Source organism: Kitasatospora herbaricolor, assembly GCF_030813695.1.
GTDB classification, from domain to species: domain Bacteria; phylum Actinomycetota; class Actinomycetes; order Streptomycetales; family Streptomycetaceae; genus Kitasatospora; species Kitasatospora herbaricolor.
In genome coordinates this window covers 8912913-8932996 of the sequence record NZ_JAUSVA010000002.1, presented here as the reverse complement: position 1 = coordinate 8932996, position 20084 = coordinate 8912913, and the positions used below count along the sequence as shown (strand labels likewise).

19 protein-coding genes are annotated in these 20084 nt (G+C 74.1%); 1 reads left to right on the top strand and 18 read right to left on the bottom strand.

Annotated features, from left to right (window positions below):
• Nucleotides 1-38: 38 nt before the first annotated feature.
• The 16 genes from hypE to J2S46_RS38530 all read right to left on the bottom strand — a co-directional run bounded on the left by hypE (nt 39) and on the right by J2S46_RS38530 (nt 16843).
• Nucleotides 39-1124, bottom strand: coding sequence for a hydrogenase expression/formation protein HypE (gene hypE / locus J2S46_RS38600; RefSeq protein ID WP_370882294.1), 1086 nt, complete (start codon nt 1122-1124; stop codon nt 39-41).
• A complete protein-coding gene (hypD, locus tag J2S46_RS38595) occupies nt 1117-2271 on the bottom strand; it encodes a hydrogenase formation protein HypD (protein ID WP_191293497.1) in 1155 nt (384 codons plus the stop codon). The genes hypE and hypD overlap by 8 nt, the downstream gene beginning before the upstream one ends.
• Nucleotides 2268-2564, bottom strand: coding sequence for a HypC/HybG/HupF family hydrogenase formation chaperone (locus J2S46_RS38590; RefSeq protein WP_191293495.1), 297 nt, complete (start codon nt 2562-2564; stop codon nt 2268-2270). The genes hypD and J2S46_RS38590 overlap by 4 nt, the downstream gene beginning before the upstream one ends.
• A 50-nt stretch (nt 2565-2614) precedes the next feature.
• Nucleotides 2615-4984, bottom strand: coding sequence for a carbamoyltransferase HypF (hypF, locus tag J2S46_RS38585; RefSeq protein ID WP_191293493.1), 2370 nt, complete (start codon nt 4982-4984; stop codon nt 2615-2617).
• Nucleotides 4981-5829, bottom strand: coding sequence for a hydrogenase nickel incorporation protein HypB (gene hypB, locus J2S46_RS38580; RefSeq protein WP_191293492.1), 849 nt, complete (start codon nt 5827-5829; stop codon nt 4981-4983). Before hypB ends, hypF begins: the two co-directional genes overlap by 4 nt.
• A gap of 4 nt (nt 5830-5833) precedes the next feature.
• On the bottom strand, nt 5834-6214 hold the full coding sequence (gene hypA, locus J2S46_RS38575) for a hydrogenase maturation nickel metallochaperone HypA (RefSeq protein WP_191293490.1): 381 nt from the start codon (nt 6212-6214) through the stop codon (nt 5834-5836).
• A gap of 176 nt (nt 6215-6390) precedes the next feature.
• Nucleotides 6391-6501, bottom strand: a complete 111-nt coding sequence (locus J2S46_RS40965; RefSeq protein WP_370882293.1) for a DUF6893 family small protein — start codon at nt 6499-6501, stop codon at nt 6391-6393.
• The gene (locus J2S46_RS38570; protein ID WP_307352614.1) at nt 6486-7115 is read right to left on the bottom strand and encodes a hydrogenase maturation protease; all 630 of its coding nucleotides are present in this window, start codon (nt 7113-7115) and stop codon (nt 6486-6488) included. Before J2S46_RS38570 ends, J2S46_RS40965 begins: the two co-directional genes overlap by 16 nt.
• The gene (locus J2S46_RS38565; protein ID WP_191293488.1) at nt 7112-8542 is read right to left on the bottom strand and encodes a hypothetical protein; all 1431 of its coding nucleotides are present in this window, start codon (nt 8540-8542) and stop codon (nt 7112-7114) included. The genes J2S46_RS38570 and J2S46_RS38565 overlap by 4 nt, the downstream gene beginning before the upstream one ends.
• The gene (locus J2S46_RS38560; protein ID WP_191293486.1) at nt 8539-9249 is read right to left on the bottom strand and encodes a DUF6084 family protein; all 711 of its coding nucleotides are present in this window, start codon (nt 9247-9249) and stop codon (nt 8539-8541) included. The genes J2S46_RS38565 and J2S46_RS38560 overlap by 4 nt, the downstream gene beginning before the upstream one ends.
• Nucleotides 9246-9899, bottom strand: a complete 654-nt coding sequence (locus J2S46_RS38555; RefSeq protein WP_370882292.1) for a DUF5947 family protein — start codon at nt 9897-9899, stop codon at nt 9246-9248. Before J2S46_RS38555 ends, J2S46_RS38560 begins: the two co-directional genes overlap by 4 nt.
• Nucleotides 9896-10474 (bottom strand): NifU-related iron-sulfur-binding protein, encoded by a 579-nt coding sequence (locus tag J2S46_RS38550; protein ID WP_191293485.1) that lies wholly within the window; start codon nt 10472-10474, stop codon nt 9896-9898. The genes J2S46_RS38555 and J2S46_RS38550 overlap by 4 nt, the downstream gene beginning before the upstream one ends.
• Nucleotides 10471-12255: a nickel-dependent hydrogenase large subunit gene (locus tag J2S46_RS38545; RefSeq protein ID WP_191293484.1), complete on the bottom strand. Its 1785-nt coding sequence runs from the start codon at nt 12253-12255 to the stop codon at nt 10471-10473. The genes J2S46_RS38550 and J2S46_RS38545 overlap by 4 nt, the downstream gene beginning before the upstream one ends.
• Before the next feature lie 75 nt (nt 12256-12330).
• Complete coding sequence (locus J2S46_RS38540; RefSeq protein WP_191293483.1) at nt 12331-13413, bottom strand: NADH-quinone oxidoreductase subunit B family protein; 1083 nt, start codon at nt 13411-13413, stop codon at nt 12331-12333.
• A gap of 138 nt (nt 13414-13551) precedes the next feature.
• Entirely contained in the window at nt 13552-15393 is a 1842-nt protein-coding gene (locus J2S46_RS38535; RefSeq protein ID WP_191293481.1) for a hydrogenase maturation protein, read from the bottom strand.
• Between the two features lie 160 nt (nt 15394-15553).
• The gene (locus J2S46_RS38530; protein WP_229913254.1) at nt 15554-16843 is read right to left on the bottom strand and encodes an ATP-binding protein; all 1290 of its coding nucleotides are present in this window, start codon (nt 16841-16843) and stop codon (nt 15554-15556) included.
• Nucleotides 16844-17117: 274 nt separating this feature from the next.
• Here J2S46_RS38530 and J2S46_RS38525 point away from each other — a divergent pair, with 274 nt between their 5' ends.
• Nucleotides 17118-17672 carry a YceI family protein gene (locus tag J2S46_RS38525; RefSeq protein WP_073926422.1) on the top strand — a complete coding sequence of 185 codons (555 nt, stop codon included), beginning with the start codon at nt 17118-17120 and terminating at the stop codon, nt 17670-17672.
• A gap of 82 nt (nt 17673-17754) precedes the next feature.
• Here J2S46_RS38525 and J2S46_RS38520 read toward each other — a convergent pair whose 3' ends face one another.
• Nucleotides 17755-18909 (bottom strand): N-acetylmuramoyl-L-alanine amidase, encoded by a 1155-nt coding sequence (locus tag J2S46_RS38520; RefSeq protein WP_191293480.1) that lies wholly within the window; start codon nt 18907-18909, stop codon nt 17755-17757.
• 364 nt (nt 18910-19273) lie between these two features.
• Nucleotides 19274-19957 carry a GntR family transcriptional regulator gene (locus J2S46_RS38515; protein ID WP_191293478.1) on the bottom strand — a complete coding sequence of 228 codons (684 nt, stop codon included), beginning with the start codon at nt 19955-19957 and terminating at the stop codon, nt 19274-19276.
• Between the last annotated feature and the right edge of the window lie 127 nt (nt 19958-20084).

The window sequence follows — 20084 nt, the reverse complement described above, 5'->3', positions numbered from 1 at the left end:
ACGGGGAGTTCGCGCCGGCCGGGCCGGGCCGGCCGGGCTCAGCAGATCCTGGGCAGCTGCTCCCCGATCGGCAGGTCCACCACCCGGGTGCCGCCGAGCCCGGTCCGCGCGACCACCATCCCGGGGTGGTCGGCGACACACTCCCCGATCACGGCCGCCCGGGCGCCGAGCGGGTGGGCCCGCATCGCCGCCAGGACGGCCTCGGCGTGTTCACGCGGGACGAAGGCCACCAGCTTGCCCTCGTTGGCGACGTACATCGGGTCCAGGCCGAGGACGGCGCAGGCGTTGGCCACCTCGTCCGGCACCGGGACGGCGCGCTCCTGGACCAGCACGCCGACGCCGGCCGCGACGGCGATCTCGTTGAGCGCCGCGCCGAGCCCGCCCCGGGTCGGGTCGCGCAGCACGTGCAGGTCGGGGGTGACCGCGAGCATCGCCTCCACCAGCCCGCCCAGGGCCGCGCAGTCGCTCTCGATCCGGACGCCGAACTCCAGCCCCTCGCGCACGCTCATCACCGCGACGCCGTGCACGCCGATGTCGCCGCTGACGATCACCACGTCGCCCGGCGCGGCCCGCTGCGCGCGGATGTCCACGCCGGCGGGGATCAGCCCGATCCCGGCGGTGTTGAGGTAGATCCCGTCCCCGTGGCCGGCCTCGACCACCTTGGTGTCGCCGGTCACCACCTCGACGCCGGCCCGCCGGGCGGCCTCGCCGAGCGCCTGGGCGACCCGGGCGACCAACGACATCTCCACGCCCTCCTCCAGGATGAAGGCGCAGGACAGGTAGGCCGGCCGGGCTCCGCTCATGGCCAGGTCGTTGACAGTGCCGTTGACCGCGAGGTCGCCGATGCTGCCGCCGGGGAAGAACAGCGGCCGGACGACGAACGAGTCGGTCGAGAAAGCCAGTCGGGCGCCGCCGAGGGTGAGCGCCGCCGAGTCGCCGAGCGAGGCCAGCAGCGGTCCGCCGAAGGCGGGGGCGAAGACGTGCTCGACGAGTTCGGCGGACATCGCCCCGCCGCCGCCGTGGCCCATCACCACCCGCGGGTGGTCCCGCAGCGGCAGCGGACAGCTCCAGTTGGCGAAGTCGGGCGCCGCCGGGGCGGGAACGGTGGTCGTGGTGTCAGGCAACGGGGCTCGCCTCCAGCGGGACGACCGGCAGCGACCTGGCCGGCGGGGGTGCGGCCGGCAGGCCGAGCCGCCGGTAGAGGTAGTAGGCCGCGCAGGCGCCCTCGCTGGAGACCATGGTGGCGCCGAGCGGGTTGCGCGGGGTGCAGGTGGTGCCGAATGCCTCGCACTGGTTCGGCTTCAGCAGGCCTTGGAGGACTTCGCCGCTGCGGCACTCGGCCGGCTCGACGGTGGTGATGCCGGAGACCTGGAAGCGGTGCTCGGCGTCCTGGTCGCGGTAGCGCGGCGACAGCCGCCACCCGCTCTGCGGGATGACCCCGATGCCGCGCCAGGCACGGTCGGTGACCTCGAAGACGTCCGCCAGCATGGCCTTGGCGGCGGGGTTGCCCTCGGGCCGCACCGCCCGCTGGTAGGCGTTCTCGACGGTGTGCTCGCCGCGCTCCAACTGCCTTACGGTGCGGCGGATCCCCTCCAGGATGTCGAGCGGTTCGAAGCCGGTCACCACGATCGGCACCCGGTGCCGCTCGGCCAGTTCCGGGTACTCGTCCACGCCCATCACGCTGCAGACGTGGCCGGCCGCCAGGAAGCCCTGGACCCGGCAGTCCGGCGAGGTCATGATGGCCTCGATGGCGGGTGGCACCCGTACGTGCGAGACCAGCAGGCTGAAGTTGCGGATCCCCAGCTTGCGCGCCTGGTACACGGTCATCGCGTTGGGCGGCGCGGTGGTCTCGAAGCCGATGCCGAAGAAGACCACCTCGCGGTCCGGGTTCTGCTGGGCGATCCGCAGCGCGTCCAGCGGCGAGTACACCACCCGGACGTCCCCGCCCTCGCCGCGCACCCGGAAGAGGTCGCGGTCGGTGCCGGGCACCCGCAGCATGTCGCCGAAGGAGCAGAAGATCACGCCGGGCCGGGAGGCGATCTCCAGCGCCTTGTCGATCACCTCCAGCGGCGTCACGCACACCGGGCAGCCCGGTCCGTGGATCAACTCGACGCCTTCCGGCAGGAGTTGGTCGATTCCGTGCCGGATGATGGTGTGCGTCTGCCCGCCGCAGACCTCCATCAGCGCCCACGGCCTGGTCACCGTGGCGCGGATGTCGTCCAGCAGCCGGCGGGCCAGCTCCGGATCCCGGAACTCCTCCAGGTACTTCACTGCTGCACCTCCTTCGCGGCGGCACCCGCGCCCGCGGCCGCCTCCCACGGGTCACCGAACTCCTCCTGCAGCAGGCCGAGTTCGTTGAACAGCTCCAGCGTCTTGCGGGCCGATTCCTCGTCCAGCCGCTGCAGGGCGAAACCGACGTGGACGATGGCGTACTCACCCACCGCCAGGTCCGGCAGGTACTCCAGGCACACGTCCTTGACCACGCCGCCGAAGTCGACGACGGCCATCCGGGTACCGTCCCGCTCCTCGATCTCCACAACCCTTCCGGGTACTGCCAGGCACATCCGGCTCTCCTTCACTTGCTCCGCGGCCGGTCGAACTGCTCACCCGCCGTTCAGGACTGGACCTGCTCCGCCTCCCCCGCCGCCAGGCGCGCGGCGACCATCAGCTGTCCGAGCGCCAGCCCCCCGTCGTTCGGCGGGACCAGCCGGTGACGCAGCACGGTGAAGCCGTCCTCCCGCAACTCCCGGGCGCAGACCGTGGAGAGCAGCAGATTGGCGAACACGCCGCCGGTCAGCGCCACCGTCTCCAGCCCGTGCTGCTCGCGCGCCTGCGCGCAGACCCGGCGGACCAGGGCGGCCACCGCCCGGTGGAAGCGCGCCGCGAGCAGGCCGGGGGCCGCGCCCGCGCGCAGGTCGGCGGCCATCGCGGCGAGCACGGGCCCGGGGTCCGCGACCAGCCGCAGGTCGTCCGGGCCGGTCACTCCCCCGGCCGGGCCCAGGGCGAACGCGTAGTCCGGCCCGTCGTCCTCCTGGTGGGCGACGGCCGCCGCCTCCAGTTCGATCGCGGCCTGCGCCTCGTAGCCGGCCAGCTGGCAGACACCGGCCAGGGCGGCCGCCGCGTCGAAGAGACGGCCCATGCTGGAGGTCGGCACGCAGTTCAGGTTCCGCTCCAACTGGCGTGCCAGCACCCGGCGTTCCTCCGGCGGGCAGGCCGCCACGCAGGGCAGGTCCGGTGTCCAGGGGATCCCGGCGGCGTACAGCTGGGCGAGCGCCATCCGGTACGGGCGGGCCACCGTGGCGTCACCGCCGGGCAGCGGGGCGTACCGCAGGTGCGCGAACCGCCGGAACCCGTCGTAGTCGGCGAGCAGGATCTCGCCGCCCCAGACGGCCCCGTCGTCGCCGTAGCCGGTGCCGTCGAAGGCCACCCCGATCACCGGCCGGGTGCCGTCGAGCCCGTGCTCGGCCATCGCGGCCGCGATGTGCGCGTGGTGGTGCTGCACCTGGACGAGCGGACGGCCGGCGGCGTTGCGGCGCGCCCACCCGGCCGAGCGGTAGCCGGGGTGCCGGTCGGCGGCGAGGAGGCCGGGCGTGACCCCGGTGATGCCGCCCAACTGGTCGACCGCACGGCCGAAGGCTTGCTGGGTGGCGAGATCGTCCATGTCGCCGACGTGCGCGGAGAGCCAGGCCCGGCGGCCCTCGCCCAGGCAGAAGGTGTTCTTCAGGTCGCCGCCGACGGCGAGCGCGGCACGGACCGGCAGCGGGAGGGTGACCGGCAGCGGAGCGTACCCGCGCGAGCGGCGGACCGGGAGCTGCTCGCCGTCGCAGATCCGCACCACCGAGTCGTCGCACGGGACGTGGATCGGGCGGTCGTGGGCCAGCCAGGCGTCGGCGAGCGGGGCGAGCCGGACCAGCGCCTCGGCGTCGTCGGTGACGATCGGCTCGCCCGCGAGGTTGCCGCTGGTCAGCACCAGCAGCCCGGGGCCGGGCGGGTCGCCGGGCAGGCCGAGCAGCAGGTGGTGCAGCGGTGTGTAGGGCAGCATCACGCCCAGGTCCGGGCTGCCCGGGGCGATCTCCTCGGCGAGCCTCGGCCCGCCCGGACGGCGGCGCAGCAGGACGATCGGGCGGGCCGTCCCGGTGAGCAGGTCCCGCTCCGCCGGGCCGAGCCGGACGTACGGTTCGATCTCGGCGAGCGCGCGGGCCATCAGCGCGAACGGCTTGTCGCCCCTGGCCTTGCGCCGGCGCAGCAGGGCGACGGCCCGCGGGTCGCCGGCGTCGCAGGCGAGGTGGTAGCCGCCGATCCCCTTGACGGCCAGGATCGCTCCGGCGGCGAGCAGCCGGCGGGCGCGGGCGATCACGTCCGCCCCGGTCGCCCGGGGCTCGCCGGGGACGGTGAGGGTGAGGACGGGCCCGCAGGCGTGGCAGGCGACGGGCTGCGCGTGGAAGCGGCGGTCGGCCGGGTCGCCGTACTCGCGGGCGCACTCGGGGCACATCGGGAAGCCGGCCATGGTGGTGTTGGCCCGGTCGTAGGGCAACGCGGTGACGATGGTGAAGCGCGGGCCGCAGTTGGTGCAGGTGATGAAGGGGTGGCGGTACCGGCGGTCGGCCGGGTCGGCGAGTTCGGCGAGGCAGTCCGCGCAGGTCGCGACGTCCGGCGGGATCAGGGTCCGGCGCGGTCCGCCGGGGCCGGACGCGAGGATGCTGAAGCCGCGGTCGCCGGTGACGGGCAGCTCCTGGTGGCTGACGGACTCCACCGCGGCCAGGACGGGCGCGTCGCTGGCCAGCCGGCGGCAGAAGTCGGCGACGAGGTCGGGGCGGCCCTCGACCTCGGCCGTGACGCCTTCGCCGGTGTTGGTCACCTGGCCGTGCAGCCCCAGCTCGGTGGCGAGCTTGTGGACGAAGGGCCGGAAGCCCACGCCCTGGACCACCCCGCGGACGGCGACCCGGCGCCGCTCAGGGGCGGCCAGGCCCTGGTCGAGGGTCAAGACCGCTCTCCGGCGGGCAGGTGCGCGTGGCTGTGCCCGCGGCTGTGCCCGTGCGGGTGGTCGTGCGGGTGGTCGTGCCCGAGCTCATGCCCGTGCGAGTGGTCGTGCCCGTGCGCGTGGCCGTCACCGGTCCCGTGGGTGTGCCCGGCGGTCGCCGCCTGACGGGCCATCACCGGAAGGTGCACCGGCCCGCCCGCGCGGACGGCCAGCGCCCGGTCGAGCAGCTCGCCCCGGCCGGCGCCGGTGCGGGCCGAGGTGAGGAGGATCTCCACTCCCGGATTGACCCGCTGGACGTTGGCCCGGAAGGCCGCCTCGTCGAACTCCACCGCGGCGGCGATGTCGGTCTTCGTCACCACGACCAGGTTCGCCAGCCCGAAGGCGGTCGGGTACTTGAGCGGCTTGTCCTCGCCCTCGGTGACGGCGGCCAGTGCGACCCGGAGCGACTCCCCGAGGTCGTAGGAGGCCGGGCAGACCAGGTTGCCGACGTTCTCGACGAAGAGCAGCGCGGTGGCCTCCGGCAGCCAGCCGGCCAGCTGCCGGCCGAGCATCGACGCCTCCAGGTGGCACAGCCCGTCGGTGAGCACCTGCTTGACCGGCACCCCTGAACGGGCGAGCCGGGTGGCGTCGTTCTCGGTCGCGAGGTCGGCGGTGAGCGCCGCCACCGGGACGCCGCGCTCACGCGCGATCGTGAGTTCGCTCTCCAGCAGGGCGGTCTTCCCGCTCCCCGGACTGGACAGCAGGTTGACCGCGATCGCCCCGCGCGCCGCGAGTTCGGCCCGGAGGTCCTGCGCGCTGCGGTCGTTCTTGGCGAGCACGGCCTGCTGCAGATCGACGACTCGGCACATGGCTTCAGCCTTCCTGGTGGGCCGGGGCGTAGGCCGGGCCGTCGGCCCGGCGCACGGCGGTGATCCGGAGTTCGCGCCCGGCCAGCAGTTCCGCCCGGGCCCCGCCGCACTGCGGGCAGAGCAGGTCCGGCGGCATGCCCACCGCCCACTCGGCGGAGCACGGCCCGCAGCGGGCCCGGCCGGGCACCGTCTCGGTGACCAGCTCGGCGCCCTCCAGGACCGTTCCGGCGCAGACGAGTTCGAAGCAGAAGGCGAGGGCCTCCGGAACGACCCCGGCCAGTTCGCCGACCTCCAGGTGGACCGCCTCGACGGCGCCGGCCCCGGCCTGGCCGACGGCCTCCTCGACCTGTTCCACCACGGCCATCGCGATCGACATCTCGTGCATCGGCCTTCTTCCCGCGCGTGGTCGCCGCAGTGGGCGCCTGCCGTGGGGCCGGCGCCTTCGTCCGGGCCCATTACAAGGCGTGGTGACCGCGCGACCCAGCAGCCGCGCCGTCACCACGCCGTCGCCTACGCCATTCGCCGCAGCCCGCCGAAGGGGCCGACAGCAAAGGCCGCGGCTCACATGCAACGGATCCGCAGATAGCGCTTGATGTCGGGCAGGCTCACCACGACGAGCAGGGTGACGGCCCCGGCGAGGCCAGCGAGGCCGGCGATCAGGATTTTCCGCATGCTGGTGTCCTTCTCTCTTCTCGGTCCCCCGCCAGCACGGCCGCCGCTCGGTCCGCGGCGGCCGGGTCGTCGTTCCGGGTCCCCTCCCCGGCCGCGAGGCCCTGGGCCTCGTCCCTCAGCACCTGGAGCACCACCTCGACCGCCTGGTCGACCGCGGCGGACACCGGCCCGCTGAGCCCGATGCCCTCCTCCAGCGACTGCGGCTCGCAGCCGACCACCAGGACGCGCCGGGGAGGGGCGCCGCCCGTGCCCGCGCTGAGCGTGTCCAGCAGCGCGAGGACGGCGTCGGGGCCCATCCGGTGCCCGTCGAGCACCGGGGACTCCGGCTCCACCGAGCCGGGGGTGGCCGCCTCGATGAGGTAGACCGTGCCGGGCTCGCCGCCCCGCGCGGTGGCGTCCACCAGGACAAGCGTCCGGTATCCGTCCAGGAGTTGATAGGCCAGGTGGACGCCGCGGACGCCGAAGTCGACGGCCTCCACGTGCTCGGGCAGCGGCCGGGAGGCCAGCCGTCGGACGGTCTCCACACCGAACCCGTCGTCGCCGAGGAAGATGTTGCCGACCCCGGCGACCAGCACCCGGCCCGCGGCGCCCGCCCCGGCAGGCGGCGCGTTCACGCCTCCTCCAGCGGGACGACCTCGTCCGGCTGGAAGTACAGGAACCGGCCCTGCTCGCGCCAGAGGTCCGCGCCCGGGTCGCCCTCGACCGTCACGGCCAGGTGCACCGCGCCGTCGACGTCGTGCAGCACGGCCTCGACCAGGGCGGCGCGGCCGTCCAGGAAGAGGTCCTGCGCGTCGGTGCGCCGCAGCCCGGGCTTGAGCAGCACCCGGCTGCCGGCCCCGACCGAGCTGTCGCCGATGAGCACCCGGTCGCGGGTCGGGTCGACGCTGCGGTCGCCCGCCGGGTCCCACCAGGGGGTGTCCGGCCGCGTCGCGGTGAACGGGTCGTCCGGTCCGGTCACCCCGGCGGGCGGCCGCGGGTCGACGGGCTCGGTGATCTCGCGCAGCGCGCGGACGGCTCCGTGCAGCCGCTCCCACACCTCCGGCGGCAGCGAGTCGGCGAGGTCGATCACCTCGCCCGCCCGGATGTCGGTGCCCCGGGCCTCGCGCTTCTCCCGGTCGGTGAGCGCGGTGGTGCGCAGGGCCAGGATCTCGTCGATCTCGGTGGCGTCGTAGAGGGTGCCGGCGCTCTCGGGAGCGACCATCGGGTGGTCCTCCAGGATGATCGGCGAGGAGAGCAGCACGTCCGCGCGGCCCTGCTGGCCGGCGAGCACGGGCCAGGTGTGCTCGTTGCGGCAGTCCGCGACGGCGCCCTTGGCCCACTCCGGCGGGTCCGTCATCGAGACGAAGGACCCGTCGTCGAGGCCGAGCAGCAGGTGGGCGGAGATCAGCGAGTGCGGCAGCGCGGCGTCGCGGGCGTCGCCCTCCTGGGGGGCCCAGCCGCCGGCGTTCTCCAGCTCGGCGGTGAGCTTCAACGCCGCGTACGGGCCGGGGACTTCTGTGGTGCGCAGGCGCAGCAGGCCGTCGACCTGCTCGCGGCGGCGGAGCAGCCGCCCGGTCACCTGGCCCTCCTCGGTGTGGACCAGCTCGCTCTCCTCGCCGGCCGGCCGGCTGAACGGGACGCTGACCCCACTGCCGGTCAACTCGTCCACGGGGATGGAGAGTTCGATCCGCTCCTCGACGCCCTCGTCCCAGGGGACGAGGATCCGGTCGGGCAGCTCCAGCGCGTCGGTGACCTCGAACGCCCAGCCCGGCAAGGCCCGTTCGACGGTACGGCGCTGGGCCCGCAGGAAGCGCACCTCGATCGTCAGGGTGGCGCCCCGGCGTGGTTCCATCAGGCATTCGGTGCGCTGCGCGCAGTGCTCGGCGCTGTCCGTGGCCCAGGCGGGCGGGACCAGGACGCCGAACTGCCAGCGCAGCCGGTTCTTGGCGGCCGACGCCCGGTACGGGTAGAGCACGTAGCCCTCGAAGAGCACGGCGTCGGCGATCTGACGGGCGGCGGAGAAGCGGGACTCCACCTCGGGCACGGACGCGCTGGTGGTCACCGGACGGTCCCTTCGGTCGAGAGGTGTGCTGGTGCCGCGCCCGCTCCGAGCAGCCGGGCGGGTCGCGGCGCGGACGGGCCGCCGCCGGAGGCGGCCAGCAGAGCGCCGACGGTCGCCTCCCAGGACGGCAGGGCGTGCCGGGAGCGGTACCCGAGCAGGGCGTCCATGGTCTCGTGCGGCAGCCGGATCCAGCCGCAGCCGGGGAAGTGCTGCTCGATCATCTCGTGCCAGACGGCGACCGGCATGGCGCAGCGCGCCTCGCGGTCCCATGGCACCGGCTCGACCTGGAACCCGCCGGCGCCGGTGAAGGCGGTACCGGAGAAGAGCAGCAGCAGCGGGGCCTCGCCTTCGCCGAGGGCGCCGAGGTAGCGGGAGGCCGCGATGTCCATGTCGTAGGTGCAGGGCACCACCAGGTCGGCCTCGGTCTCCCCGGTGAAGCCGGGCACGGTGAGCGAGACCTGGGCGAACTGCACCGGGTTCAGCGTGCTGCCCCAGCGGGAGCGTTCGCCGAACAGGTCGGTCAGCCGTTCGCCCTCCTCGGTGTCGTAGCCGCGCCGGGCGGGCTCCAGGCGCAGCTGGCAGCGCAGCGCGAGGGCGTGCACCCGGGCCTGGTCGCCGGCGGTGATCCGGAGTCGGAAGACCAGGGTGGGGCCGGCCGCGTACGGGTCGGCCCGAACCCCGGTGCAGGTGAAGCTGAGTGGGGTCACGGGAGTTCGCCCTTCGGTAGGGTGCGGGCCCGGGCCCGGACGCGTTCGAAGAAGGCGGCGAGGTCGGCCCTGGCCTCGGCGCCGCCGTCGAAGCCCTGCCAGTGCAGGCGCATCCGGCCGACCAGCTCGTAGCAGATGTCGATCGGCACCAGGTAGCACTCGGTGCGGCCGGGTGCGCGGTGCAGCAGCAGGGCCTCGACGTCGTCCGACAGGTGCGCGGACAGGTCGCTGCGGCCTAGCACCGACTCCCAGGTCTGCGGGTCGAGTTCGCTCTCGGTGGCGCCGGCCGGGCTGGGGTACAGCGCGACCAGCCGCTCCAGGGCCGCGTTGCGGAAGAAGAACGCGGTGCTGACCGGGATCTGCAACTGCTCCCAGGCGCTGTCGTCCAGCCGGTGGTCCGGGTCGACGAACCAGCGGTCGGGCACCGCGCGGTAGCGGCCTCCGCCGGCGCCGGCCTGGGCGAAGAGCATCGTGCAGGCCTGGCAGGCGCAGGCGAGCGCGCGCAGTTCGGTCTCCACCAGGTGGCGGTGGTCCGCCGGCAGCGCCTGCCCGCAGAGTTCGCAGCGTTCCGGTTGCGGGGGCGCGGGCTCCCGCAACCGGCGGAGCAGGGCGGTGCCCGGGCCGCCCGGGGCGGTCGGCGGCGCGTTCACCGGGCGCCCGCCGGCCGGGCGCCGATCTGCAGCAGGACCGGTTCGGGTGCGCGCGGCTCGGGGGTCTCCAGCTCGACCGCGGTCACCTCCGGCGCGAGGCAGGCGAGTGCGCCCTCGATGCTCTGCTGCGGGCTCTGCGCGGTGCTCGCGCACCCGCAGCCGCCACCGCCGCTCGCGGTGAGCCGCAGCCGCAGGGTCCCCGTGTCGGGGTCGAAGCCGAGCACCTCGGCGGGGTGGTCGGGCACGGCGGCCAGGGCCTGCCGGATCCGGGTGGAGACGTCGTACGGGTGCAGGTCGTGCAGCACCAGCAGGCCGGCCACCAGTTCGTCGTCCAGCAGGCGGGCCAGCGCGGGCGAGGGTGCGCCTGCGCCGGGGTCGCCACCGGGGCCGTCGCCGAGCAGGGCGACGGCGCGGGCCAGCCCGGCGCCGTAGAAGTCCATCAGCGCCCGGACCAGTTCCTCGGCGGCGGCGCCGGCCGCCCGGTCGCCGCTGGCGGCCAGGCGGTCGAGGACCTCCTCGACCCGTCGGCCGGTCTGCTCGGCGCTCGGGGCGCCGCCCTGGGTCACGGTGTTCATCCGCCCATCCCGCTGAGCCCGGTGGGGACGTGCATCTTCTGCACGGTGCGCCCGTCGCCGACGTACATGTGGACGCCGCAGGGCAGGCAGGGGTCGAAGCTGCGGACTGCCCGCATGATGTCGATGCCCTTGAAGTTCTCCGGGGAGTTCTCCTCGAAGATCGGGGTGTTCTGCACCGCGTCCTCGTAGGGGCCTGGCGTGCCGTAGGTGTCGCGGACGCTGGCGTTCCACGGGGTGGGCGGGTACGGGTGGTAGTTGGCGATCTTGCCGTCGCGGATCACCATGTGGTGCGACAGCACGCCGCGCACCGCCTCGGTGAAGCCGCAGCCGAGGCCCTCGTCGGGGACTTCGAACTTCTCCCAGGTCTGGGTGCGGCCGGCGCGCACCTCGGCGAGCGCCTTCTCCGCGAAGTGCAGGGCGGCGCCGGCCGCGTAGGCCTGGAAGTACGTCCGGGCGCGGTTGCGCTCGATGGCGTTGCTCCACTGCGGGATCTTCCACTCGAAGCTGGTCTCCGGCTTCGTCATGGTGCGCGGCAGGTTGATCTGCACGCTGTGGCCGGTGGCCTTGACGTACCCGAAGTCCACCAGGCCGGACAGCGCGGTGGACCAGAGCCGGGCGAGCGGTCCGCCGCCGGTGTCCAGCGCCAGGTAGTCCTTGCCGTCGAACCAGCGCGGGGACATCACCCAGCTGTACTTGTCCTCGAAGTTGCGCTTCTGCGGGGCCGGGATGGTGTGCTGGTTCCACGGGTGGCGCGGGTCGACCGGGTTGCCGAGCGGGTCGTGGGTGACGAACTGCTCCTGGCCCTCCCAGTCCTGGTAGTAGGAGCTGCCGAGCAGGATCCGGATGCCGAGGTTGATCTCGGTGAGGTCGTTGGTGACCAGCTTGCCGTCGACCACGATGCCCGGGGTGACGAACATCCGCCGGCCCCAGTCCGTCATGTTCCGGTAGGTGAAGTCGCAGTGGTCCGGGTCGTTGAGGCTGCCCCAGCAGCCCAGCATGATGCGGCGCCGGCCGACCTCCTCGTACCCGGGCAGCGCCTGGTAGAAGAAGTCGAACAGGTCGTCGTGCAGCGGCACGACGCGCTTCATGAACTCGACGTAGCGCATCAGCCGGCTGAGGTAGTCGGTGAAGAGCTGGACGGTCGCGACCGTGCCGACGCCGCCGGGGTAGAGCGTGGAGGGGTGCACGTGGCGCCCCTCCATCAGGCAGAACATCTCCCGGGTGTAGCGGCTGACCTGGAGCGCCTCGCGGTAGAACTCGCCCTCGATCGGGTTGAGCGAGCGCATGATGTCGGCGATGGTCTTGTAGCCGTGGTCACCCGCGTGCGGCGCCTCGGTGCGCTCCGCCAGGTCCAGCACCCCGGGGTTGGTCTCGCGGACCATCTTCTCGCAGTAGTCCACCCCGACCAGGTTCTCCTGGAAGATGTTGTGGTCGAACATGTACTCGGCGGCCTCGCCGAGGTTGATGATCCATTCGGCCAGGTGCGGCGGCTTCACGCCGTACGCCATGTTCTGCGCGTACACCGAACAGGTCGCGTGGTTGTCGCCGCAGATGCCGCAGATCCGGCTGGTGATGAAGTGCGCGTCGCGGGGGTCCTTGCCGCGCATGAAGACGCTGTAGCCGCGGAAGACCGAGGAGGTGCTGTAGCACTCCGCGACCTTCTTCTGCTTGAAGTCGATCTTCGTGTGGATGCCGAGGCTGCCCACGATCCGGGTGATCGGATCCCAGGACATCTCGGTCAGGCCGCTGCCGTCGCCGGCCGCCTTCGTCGTCGGTGCCATCGTCTCTCTCGTGCCTTTCCTGGTCGGGGTGGTCACCGGGCGGAGAAGCCGGCCGGCTGGTTCGGCGTCAGGGAATCACCAGGGCGGCCGGTAGCCGGTCGCCAGCTTCTTCCCGGTGCGGCGCCACTTGGGTTCCTTGTCCACGGTGTCGGCGGTGATCGACCGCAGCTTGCGGATCACCAGGCCGTACGCGGTGCTGGCGGTGCTGGACACCTTGCCGCCGGGCGGCTCGTCCATGAACGGCATGAACTTGTCGGGGAAGCCCGGCATGGTGCAGGCGATGCAGATGCCGCCCACGTTCGGACAGCCGCCGACGCCGTTGATCCAGCCCCGCTTGGGGACGTTGCACTTCACCACCGGCCCCCAGCAGCCCAGCTTCACCAGGCACTGCGGCGAGCCGTACTCGGTGGCGAACTGCCCCTGCTCGTAGTAGCCGCCGCGGTCGCAGCCCTCGTGCACGGTCGCGCCGAACAGCCAGGTCGGGCGCAGCTTGTCGTCCAGCGGGATCATCGGCGCCGAGCCGGCCAGCTGGTAGAGCAGGTACAGCAGGGTCTCGGAGAAGTTGTCCGGCTGGATCGGGCAGCCGGGGACGCAGACGATCGGCAGGCCGGCCTTGGACTTCCAGTCCCACCCGAGGTAGTCGGGCACGCCCATCGCGCCGGTGGGGTTGCCGGCCATCGCGTGGATGCCGCCGTAGGTGGCGCAGGTGCCGATCGCGACGACCGCGGTGGCCTTGGGCGCCAGCCGGTCGAGCCACTCGCTGGTGGTGATGGGCTGGCCGGTGGCGGGGTCGTCGCCGAACCCGCACCAGTAGCCCTCCTCCTTGATCTTTTCGTTGGGGATGGAACCCTCGACCACGAGGACGAAGGGCTCCAGCTCGCCGCGCGCCGCCTTGAAGAACCACTCGACGAAGTTGTCGGCGCCCTGGACGGGCCCGCACTCGAAGTCGATCAGCGGCCAGTGGACGGCGATCGGGGGGATGCCGGGCAGCGCACCGGTGACGATCTCCTCGATGCTGGGCTGCATCGCGGCGGTCAGTGACACGGAGTCACCGTCGCAGCTCAGGCCGGCGTTGATCCAGAGGATGTGCACCAGCGGCAGTTCCTGGCCGCCCTGCGGGGCGGATCCTTCTACGGTGGTGGTTTCTGTCGCACCCATGAGGATGCCTCCTCGAACACTGGGACGAGTCCGACAAAACGGACTCGATTCTTCATAGCAGCGCCAACCGCGCAAGGCCCAGATGAAGGGAGCCGAAGCGGTGGCGGCGAAGATCGCAAGCCGGGCCGGCCGGGCCGGTCAGACCTGCGGGGACGGGCCGGGCGGAGCCTGCGGGCCGGGCTCCGCCCGGTCCGTCCACGCCCGGTCCCTCCCCGGCGGATCCGTCCGCGCCAGGTCCGTCCCCGCCAGGTCCGTAGGCGGCAGGTCCGGCGCGCGCGGGTCCAGCAGCCCCGGGTCCAGGTGGGCGGGCGTACCCGGCCGGGGGCGCTTGCGCACGAAGGCGGACCTCAGCGCGTGGTACGGCTCCGCCGGCGCGAAGAAGTTCCGGTGCATCAGGGCCAGCTCCCGTTCCCGGTACCCGGCCAGCGGACGGCGCGCCTCGTCCCGCTCGCGGGCCGCCTTCTTGGCGGCGATCAGGCCGTCCACCGCCGGACCGGCCGCGAGCAGGCCGGCCAGCCGGGCCGCCGCCCCGCCGAACTCCCCGGGCGGGGCCTCGATCACCCGGTCCACCAGGCCCAGCCGCTGCGCGCCGGCCGCGGTCAGCGGCAGGGCCGACCGGGTGAGCCGCTCGGCGGTGGTCGCACCCACCCGCCGGGGCAGCGTGTACGTCCAGTACTCCGAGCCGTACAGGCCCATCAGCCGGTAGTGCGGGTTGAGCACCACGCCGTCCCGGCACCACACCTGGTCGGCCGCCAGGGCCAGCGCCACCCCGCCGGCCGAGGCGTTGCCGCCCAGCGCCGCCAGCACCAGCCGGTCGGTGGTGGTGAGCACCGCCTCGACCAGGTCGTCCATCGCGTTGATGTTCGCCCAGGACTCCTCCGCCGGGTCCGCCGCGGCCTCGATGACGTTCAGGTGGATGCCGTTGGAGAAGAAGTCCCGGCCGCCGCCCAGCACCAGCACCGAGGTCGGGCGGGAGCAGGCGAAGCGGTACGCCGTGAGCAGCCGGCGGCACTGACCGGTGCTCATCGCGCCGCCGGGGAAGGAGAACCGGAGCAGGCCGACCGGGCCCTGCTCGCGGTAGCCGATCTCCGCCCAGGTGCGGCGGTGCTCGGGCAGCTCCAGCGGCGCGGGCAGCTCCGGCAGCTCGGGCAGCCGGGCGCCCAGCGCCAGGACGGCCGGCAGCTTGAAGGTCTCCGGGCCGCCCGGTCGCCGGCGCGGGCGCAGCTCCGGGATCCACACCGCGCCGTCCGCCGTCGCCCGGCAGACCGCGCCGGTCCGGGTGGCCAGCAGCTCGCCCGGGCGTCCGCGCAGCTCGTCCTCGAGGTGGCCGCCGTGCAGGTACCACTCGGCGCCGAGGAGTTCGTCGAGGACGCCGGGCTGCGAGTCGGCCGCCCGCAGCTTGCGCAGCACCAGCTCGGTCGGGTCGGCCGCCCAGTCGATCGCGCGCAGCCCCTGGTCGAAGTAGGGGCGGACGTGCTCGGGGGCGTCCCACTCCGGCCCGTGCTGCGGGCGGGGGCGGTACGTCCCGGAGGCGAACCGCCGGACGGCCAGCAGCACGGCCCGGACGGCGGCGTCGGAGGCCTCGTTGCGGTAGAGGTCGCTCTTGCCCACCGGCGGCACCGGGAATTCGGCGGTGGCCCAGACGTCGCCACCGTCCATCCGGCCGTCCGCCTGCAGCACCGTCACGCCCCAGCGCCCGGCGCCCTCGTGGATCGCCCAGTCCAGCGAGGACGGGCCGCGGTCGCCGGGCGGCCCGGGGTGGACCACCAGGCAGGGGTACCGGCTCCAGACGTCCGGCGGGATCACCGCCTTCAGCATCGGGGCGAGCACCAGGTCGGGCTCGTCCCGCCGGAGGGCCTCGCGCAGCAGCTCGTCGCCGCAGGCCAGGTGCACCGTCAGGCGGTGCCCGTGGTCGCGCAGTTCGGCGAAGACGCGCTGGGTCAGGCTGTTGAACGCGCTCGCCAGGAGCAGGACCCGCATCAAGACCTCCGGAGCCGTCCGGGCCGGGGCCCGAGCAGCCGGCCCCGCCGGCAGCGATCGTCCCTCCGGCGTGGTGCGCCGGCCGGCCGACGCGGCGCACGGGGGTCCGCGAGGTCACCCGGTCGGTCCCAGGGCCGGGCCCCGGTCTTCGGGCGGGGCGTCAGATCCTGGTGAAGCGGGCGATGTCCTCCTCGAACTCGGTGATCGCCTGCTCGGTGAGGGTGGGCCTGGTGTCGGTGATCGCGGCCAGGAAGTCCTCGGTGCCGGCCGGGCGGCCCTGCCGGTGCCGGACCTCCCGCTCGAAGGCGGCCTGGGCACCCTTGCGGGCGGCGAACTCGATGTCGGCGGGGGTGAACATCCCGCTGGCCGCCACCAGCCGGTCCACGTCCACGCCGTCGGCGGCGCCTCCCAGGTAGCGGGACCAGATCGCCGCCCTGGCCACCGGGTCGGGCGGCCCGATCGGGATGACGTGGTCGAAGCGGCCGGGGCGCAGGAACGCCGGGTCCAGCGAGCGGACCGAGTTGGTGGCGCAGACCAGCAGCCGGTCGTCGTGCTCGCGGAAGCGGGGGATCAGCTTCAGCAGTTCGTTGGTCACCCCGTGCCCGGGGTCGACCGCGAGGCCCGAGCGGATCCCGGCGATCTCCTCCACCTCGTCGATGAAGAGCACGACGTTCGCCAGCTCCGCCAGGTCGGCGAAGACGTCCCGCAGCGAGGCGGCCAGGCCGGTCTCCGCGTCCGCGGCCAGCCGGGACGGGAAGAGCTCCACGAAGGGCCAGCCGAGCCGGGAGGCCACCGCCTTGGCGAAGCTGGTCTTGCCGGTGCCCGGCGGGCCGAACAGGATGACCGCCTTGGGCGGCTCCACGCCGAAGCGGTCGGCCAGCTCCCGCTCGGCCAGCGGCAGCACGATCCGCCGCTCCACCACCTGCTTCTCCCGCTCCATCCCGGCCAGCGCCTCCCAGAGGCCCGCCGGCAGCCGGCGGCCGCCCAGTTCGGCGAGCAGGCCGGCCTCGGCCGCGCCGGCGTGCGAGAACTTCTCGAAGTACACCAGGCCGGCGCGGCCCTGGAACCCGCTGTTGCGCAGCGCCTCGGTGCCGGTGCCGCCCTCCGGGAGCAGGGCGCAGATCCGCCGCACGCCACGCTCACGCAGCCTGCGCTCCAGCTCGGCCAGCAGGGCGCTGCCGATCCCGCGCCGGCGCCACCGCGCGGAGAGCGCCATCAGCAGCAGCCAGGCCCGCTCGCCGTGGGCCTGCGCCACGGCCATCCCCACCAGCTCCTCCCCCACCACGGCAACCACCGCGGGCTGCCCGGAGTGGGCCGCGGCCATCACCTCCGAGACGGGGAACACCGGGAGCTGCTCGTCGGCCGGGCGGCTCCGGTCCCAGACCAGGACGGCCTGGTCCAGATCGTCCTCGTGGAAGTCACGCAGTCGCCAGGCCGGCACCGCCACCACCTCGCTCTCGGCCGGGCGTCCGGCCGCGGCGGCCGCCGCCGCGCACCCGCCCTTCGGTTCCACGGTAGGCCGAGCGGTCCGGGGCGTCCCGGCGGGGCGAGGGGCCGCACGTGCGGGCGGGGACGCCCGGGGCGGGCGGGCCGATCGTCCACGGATCGCTGGGCCGGGCAGGCGATCCGCTCTGCGAGGCGGGGCCGGGCAGGCCGGGTCCGCGCCTAGCGTGGGCCGGGGGCGTCTTCCCGGCCGCCCCGATCCGACCGATGTGGAGCCTGCCGTGACCGAGATCCCGCCCGCCGAGCTGACCGGGACCTACACCATCGACCCGGTGCACACCGAGATCGGTTTCGTCGCACGCCACGCGATGGTGACCAAGGTCCGGGGCGCGTTCAAGGAGTTCGAGGGCACCGCCTACCTCGACGGGGAGGACCCGACGAAGTCGACCGCCACCGTCACGATCAAGACCGCGAGCATCGACACCCGCAACGAGCAGCGCGACGGGCACCTGCGCACCAACGACTTCCTGGACGCCCCGACCTTCCCCGAGATCACCTTCGTCTCGACCCGGGTCGAGACGCTGGACGCCACCCACTTCCGGCTCGCCGGTGACCTGACCATCAAGGAGACCACCCGCGCGATCGGCATCGAGTTCGCGTACCAGGGCAGCGCGCGCGACCCGTACGGGAACCTCCGGGTGGGCTTCGAGGGCTCGGTGCCGATCAGCCGCAAGGACTACGGGGTCAACTGGAACGCCGCGCTGGAGGGCGGGGGCGTGCTGGTCGGGGACAAGGTGCTGCTGGAGTTCGAGATCTCGGCGATCAAGCAGGACTGACCGGACGACGGGCCGCGCGCCCGGGATCACGACGCGGGCCGCCGCCCTGGGGTTCACCCCGGGACGGCGGCCCGCTCGGCGCTCAGTGCAGCAGGTTGTCCAGCGCGGCGACGTCCGCACGCAGCGCGGGCAGCGCGGCGTACATGGTGGCGCCGGGGCAGTCGGTGGCCAGCCAGTCACGGTGGCCGCTGATCATGTCGACCGGCTTGGTCACGCCGTTGACCGGGTTGACGAAGGTGACGTGCGCCTCCGGGTCCAGGCCGTGCCAGAGGGTCAGCCCGGCGAGCAGGGCGGTCAGCGAGGCGCGGGCCGCGTCGGTGGGCTGCTGGTCGACCAGGGTGCCGAGCAGGGCGATGCCCAGGTTGCCGGAGTTGAAGCCGGCGGTGTGGAAGGCGGTCACCACCTTGCCGTTGCTGTCGTGGGCCGGGATGCCGTCGGTGCCCGAGTAGCGGCCCTCGTAGATCCGGCCGGCCTCGTCGATCAGGAAGTGGTAGCCGATGTCGCCCCAGTCCAGGGTGATCGCGTGGTACTCGTAGATCGCCCGGACGGTGGCCGCCGGGTCGGGGTCGGCGTTCACCCCGTCGGTGTGGTGCACGGTCAGCGTCTGCAGCGGGTAGTACGCGGTGGGCGTGTTCTCCACGCCGTTCTTGAACCGCTTGGTCTCGTCGGCCCCCCACGCGGCACGCGACAGGTACTCGATCCGGCCGAACATCATCGGGGTGGTGGCGGGGAGCGTCACCTGGCGGCTCGGGCCGCCGACGGTGTCGATCGCGGCCGAGCGCACGTCGGTGGCGCCGTCGGGCAGGCGCAGGTCGAAGCCGAGCGCGCCGCCGGCCGCGATCAGCGCCGTGGCGGCGGTGGCCGGGTCGGCCTCGTGCCCGTCCGGGCCGCCCGCGCAGCCGGCGGCCAGCGGTTGCCAGTCGGCCGGCGCCGCGCCCTCGGGCCGGTGGAGCCGGATCGAGGCACCGCGCTTGGGCCCGGTCCAGCTGACGCCGACGTACTCGATCGGGAAGCCGGTGCGGACCGCCGTGGCCGCCTCACCGGCCGCGGAGCTGGCGCGGGTCCGGGGGATGTCGGCGACCCGCTGACCGGCCGACGGGCGGCCGCTCTGCGACGCCTGGCCCGCGGGGGCCTCGGCCGCGGCGGCGCTCAGCGGGGCCACGGCGACGGCCGCGGTCGCCGCGCCGATGGTGCCGATCACGGCGCGGCGGCTGACGGCAGGAGTGTGGTGCGGCATCGAGATCCCATCTCAACGTGGAACGCGTACAGGGGAGCGCCGGTCGGCTCCCGGCCGGAGCTGCACGGACAGTCGTCGGCGCGACGGCGGCCGCCGGTACGCGCGGGCGGCCGCCCGGACCGACGGCGGCCGTCCTCCGCGCGCGAACCAGCCCGGGCGAAGCGGTGTCCAACGGCAGTGATCATGCCGAAGGCCGCCAACGCTGCACCAACGAACGGCCAACGGAGCGGCCCCGGTCACCGGAACGGCTCCACGGTCGACCGGCAGGGGCGGGCGGCGGCACGGCGGACCCTCCGTGTCGTATACGACCGTCGGGCGAAATCCTGGGCGAAACCGGTGCGCCGGGCCGGCGTCGGCCCGCCCGTCAGGCGCTTTCGCCCGCCGGCCCGGGTGCCCGCCGCCGGTAGGAGCTCCGAGCGGCGGCGATGTGCCGGGCCACCACCTCGCGGGCGGCCTCCGGGTCACCCCGCTCGACCGCCGCCACGATCTCCTCGTGCTCGCGCCAGGAGTCCTCGGCCCGGCGGGGCAGGTCGACCGAGTACACCCAGGCGATCTTCCGGCTCAGCTGGGTGACCAGCCGGCTCAGCGTACGACTGCCCGAGGCGGCGGCGATCGTCTCGTGGAAGCGGCTGTTCAGCCTCGCCACCTCGTCCGCCCGCCCGTCCTCGATCGCCGCCCGGCCCAGCGAGAGCAGCTCCTTCAGCCGTCCCAGCTGCTCGGGCGTGCGGCGCAGGGCGGCCCGGCCGGCGCCGAGCGGCTCCAGCAGCGCCCGGACCTCCAGCAGGTCCTCGGCCTCGGCCTCGTCCAGCTCGACCACGACGATCCCGGCGTACGGGCGGGACCGGACGAAGCCCTCGGCCTCCAGGGTGCGCAGCGCCTCCCGGACCGGCACCCGCGAGACTCCGTAGCGGGCCGCCATCGCCTCCTCGGTCAGCCGCGATCCCGGGCGGTGGACGCCCTGGATCACGTCCTCGCGGATCGCCCGGCACAGCGCCCGGAGCGAGAGCCTGCCCCGCGGGCCGGCCTGCTCGGCACCCGCCTGTTCCATCGCCCACCTCGATTGAATACAATCGTCGTCAGGACGACGAAGAGACCGACGCCGCGAAGGTACTACAGGCGCCCCGACGGGGGCCCGCACCCCTCCACGGCGGCGCCGGCGAGAACGGACGGAAAGG